Source organism: Hydrogenophaga sp., assembly GCF_028698005.1.
In the GTDB taxonomy this organism is placed as follows: Bacteria; Pseudomonadota; Gammaproteobacteria; order Burkholderiales; family Burkholderiaceae_C; genus Hydrogenophaga.
In genome coordinates, this window is record NZ_JAQVEJ010000229.1 from 1 (window position 1) to 3414 (window position 3414).

A 3414-nucleotide genomic window follows, 5' to 3' on the forward strand; every position below is an offset into this window, starting at 1 on the left:
CCCGGGGGGCAGCGACCCGCGAAGCGGCGGAGCGTGGGGGCATGAATTGAGGCGCCGGGCCGCCCCAAGCCGGATTCGCGCCCCCCCGGGGGGCAGCGACCCGCGAAGCGGCGGAGCGTGGGGGCATCACTTCACTTGTACACAGGGAAGCGCGCGGTCAGGGCGTTGACCTTCTCGCGCACGGCGGCGATGTTGGCTTCGTCGCGCGGGTTGTCCAGCACGTCGGCGATCAGGTTGGCCGTCAGGCGCGCTTCCTGGTCCTTGAAGCCGCGCGTGGTCATGGCCGGGGTGCCGATGCGCACGCCGCTGGTGACCATGGGCTTTTCCGGGTCGTTTGGGATGGCGTTCTTGTTGATCGTCATGTGCGCCTGGCCCAGCACGGCCTCGGCCTCCTTGCCGGTGATGCCCTTGGCGCGCAGGTCCACCAGCATGACGTGGCTTTCGGTGCGGCCCGAGACGATGCGCAGGCCGCGCTGGGTCAGCGTCTCGGCCACGATCTGGGCGTTCCTGACCACCTGCTGCTGGTAGGTCTTGAACCCGGGTTGCAGCGCTTCCTTGAAGGCCACGGCCTTGGCCGCGATCACGTGCATCAGCGGGCCGCCCTGCAGGCCGGGGAAGATGGCGCTGTTGATGGCCTTCTCGTGCTCGGCCTTCATCAGGATGATGCCGCCGCGCGGGCCGCGCAGACTCTTGTGCGTGGTGGAGGTGACCACATCGGCAAAAGGCACCGGGTTCGGGTACACACCGGCGGCAATCAGGCCGGCGTAGTGGGCCATGTCGACCATGAAGATGGCACCGATCTCCTTGGCCACCTTGGCGAAACGCTCGAAGTCGATGCGCAGGCTGTAGGCGCTGGCGCCGGCCACGATCAGCTTGGGCCTGTGCTCGCGCGCCTTGGCTTCCATGGCGTCGTAGTCGATCTCTTCCTGGGCGTTCAGGCCGTAGGAGACAACGTTGAACCACTTGCCCGACATGTTCAGCGGCATGCCATGGGTCAGATGGCCACCTTCGGCCAGGCTCATGCCCATGATGGTGTCACCGGGCTTGAGGAAGGCCAGGAACACCGCCTCGTTGGCCGAGGCGCCGCAGTGCGGCTGCACGTTGGCGGCGTCGGCGCCGAACAGCTGCTTGACGCGGTCGATGGCCAACTGCTCGGCAATGTCCACGTATTCGCAACCGCCGTAGTAGCGCTTGCCGGGGTAGCCCTCGGCGTACTTGTTGGTCAGTTGGGTGCCCTGGGCCGCCATGACGGCGGGTGAGGCATAGTTCTCGCTGGCGATCAGCTCGATGTGGTGTTCCTGGCGGGCGTTCTCGGCCTGGATGGCGGCAAACAGCTCGGGGTCGGTCTGCTCGATGAGGATGTTGCGGTCGTACATGGTTTGGCAGTCTCGGGTGACATGGACCCCGCGCGTTCGCGTGCATCGTGCACGAACGGCAGGGACTGCCCAGGCGAACGGCTGAACGCCCGTCGGATCGAGGATCGGGCGGTGCGCTTCCCAGTGGTTGTCCCGGGCCGAGAGGAGGGGCGTCGGGGGGCCACGTCAGCCTGCGTCTCCACCCAAGGTGGCATGGCAGGCCTATCGCCAGTTGCGCACGGTTCGCATTCTATCCTGCCACGCGCGGCGGCAGGTCCTTCCTGCTCAGGACTGCAGGGGCGACGCGGCAGGTGCGGGTGCTTCGGCCGGGGGGAAGGGGGCCAGGGCTTCCTGCTGGGCGGCTGCTTCAGCAGGCGGGAAGGGCGTCAGCGCTTCCTGTTGGGTGGCCGCCTCGTCCATGGCGGCAGGCGGCACGGCCGGAGCCGGCTCGGGCCGGTAGACCGGAAAGCGGGTCGGCATGGGTTTGCCCTGGGCCACGCTCTGGATGCGCAGATGCTCGGCCATGACCTTGTTGATGTAGTCGGCTCCGCTGGTGGTGACGGCACCCACATACAGACGCAGTCCGCCTTCGACCGAGCCGGCGCGCTGGATGCACTCCTGCAGCACCCGGGCACCCACGCGCAGGTTGGCCACAGGGTCAAAGGCGGCCAATTGTCCGCCAAAGGCCCGGTACTTGTCGGTATGAACCCGCGTCATGACCTGCATCAGGCCCTGGGCCCCGACGGGGCTCTGGGCGAAGGGGTTGAAACGCGACTCGATGGCCATCACCGCGAGGATGAGCGTGGGGTCGATCTTGACGATGTGGCTGATCTCGTAGGCTTCGGCCACCAGCACGCTCAGAGGTTCCTGGGCCACGCGGTACTTGCGGCTGAGCCACTGTGCGACCTTGGCCTGTTGCGTAGGCAGGGTGTGGGGCAGTGCGGCGGTAGCGCGATCGGCCGCCATCGGCTCGGCGGCGATGGTTTCCTCTGCGCTGGCCTCCTGACGTTGCTGCAGCCAGCCCAGCAGTGTCTGCTCGCCCTGCTGGCGCAGGTCGGGGTGCGCGGTCAGGGCCAGTGCGGTGGCCGCGGTGGCCAGGCCCAGCAGCGCGGCGCTGCGGCGGGTCATGTGCATGACTCTGCGTGCAGTGTCGTTGCAGATGGTGCGCAGGACATCCCTGTGTTTGATTCCCGCCATCGTGGCGGCGGCCATGCTTGCAGGCGCTGTCATGTCGTCGTTCCTTTCTTGCCCCGGGGCGGATGCGATCCGCTGGACTGGATTGGGACGCCATCGCGGGTGTGTGGGGCGGTCACGCGCGACTTAGCCGGTTTCGGCAGCGTTGGGGGGTAAGCCCTGAGAAAAATCGGGCGGATGTTATGGGTTGATTAATGTCAAGTCAAATATAGAAAATTGTTTTTTATGTCATAAAAAGCATAAAGACATGACGGTTTGTAGCAATTGCTAGCAACATGTCAAGGATTTATGCGGGTTTCCGGCATATACTGCTCGGTTCTCCCATTCATCGGCACTTGGCGAATGGGTGGTGTGGCAGATGTGCCAAAAAGTACGCTGCCGGATTGGGCGTCGCGATAGAAACTCACCATGGAAAGGCCGACGCACGGTGCTTGATTCGTGCGGCAGGTCGCGATAAGCTTGTTTCGCCTGTCTGATACAGGCAACCTGTCGGCAGTTCCCTTCCGTGGTCTGCCGGCATTCATGGAAGCAATCTCTTGCTTCCAGGCCAAAGGGACAACTCGCTCCCTTTGCCCACCCCGACGGCTAGCGCAGATTGCCCGCCGTCAACCCCGGCAAGCCTGGCTTGCCGGGGTTTCTTGCGTATGGGGTGAATTCGGTCCTGTGCCTGGCACTCCGCCTTCTGGAGCGGCGACAATACACAGTCTTGTCGTTTTACCCCGAATGCAGGCAGCTTCCGGCCTGCGCCATGAATGAGTCCAATCAACGTGAATGCTTCTTCCAGTTCCAAGCCGTCTGCTGCCGTGCATCCGCTGGATGCCGAAACGGGTGGCGTTTTCTCTGCCGCGACCTCGGGTGAGCGGCT

At 64.9% G+C, this 3414-nt stretch carries 2 protein-coding genes and 1 riboswitch; both genes read right to left on the reverse strand.

The genetic code is table 11. The features are described from left to right. Positions 1–131: 131 nt before the first annotated feature. Positions 132–1376 carry a serine hydroxymethyltransferase gene (gene glyA / locus PHQ87_RS15140; RefSeq protein ID WP_300236167.1) on the reverse strand — a complete coding sequence of 415 codons (1245 nt, stop codon included), beginning with the start codon at positions 1374–1376 and terminating at the stop codon, positions 132–134. Positions 1377–1436: 60 nt separating this feature from the next. Further along, positions 1437–1601, reverse strand: a riboswitch (ZMP/ZTP riboswitch). Positions 1602–1640: 39 nt separating this feature from the next. Beyond that, on the reverse strand, positions 1641–2489 hold the full coding sequence (locus tag PHQ87_RS15145; RefSeq protein WP_300236169.1) for a lytic transglycosylase domain-containing protein: 849 nt from the start codon (positions 2487–2489) through the stop codon (positions 1641–1643). Positions 2490–3414: the final 925 nt, after the last annotated feature.

Bases quoted from the DNA above. Each gene is read 5' to 3' on its own strand.
- glyA (WP_300236167.1), bottom strand. From the start codon at position 1,376: ATGTACGACCGCAACATCCTCATCGAGCAGACCGACCCCGAGCTGTTT.
- PHQ87_RS15145 (WP_300236169.1), bottom strand. From the start codon at position 2,489: ATGCACATGACCCGCCGCAGCGCCGCGCTGCTGGGCCTGGCCACCGCG.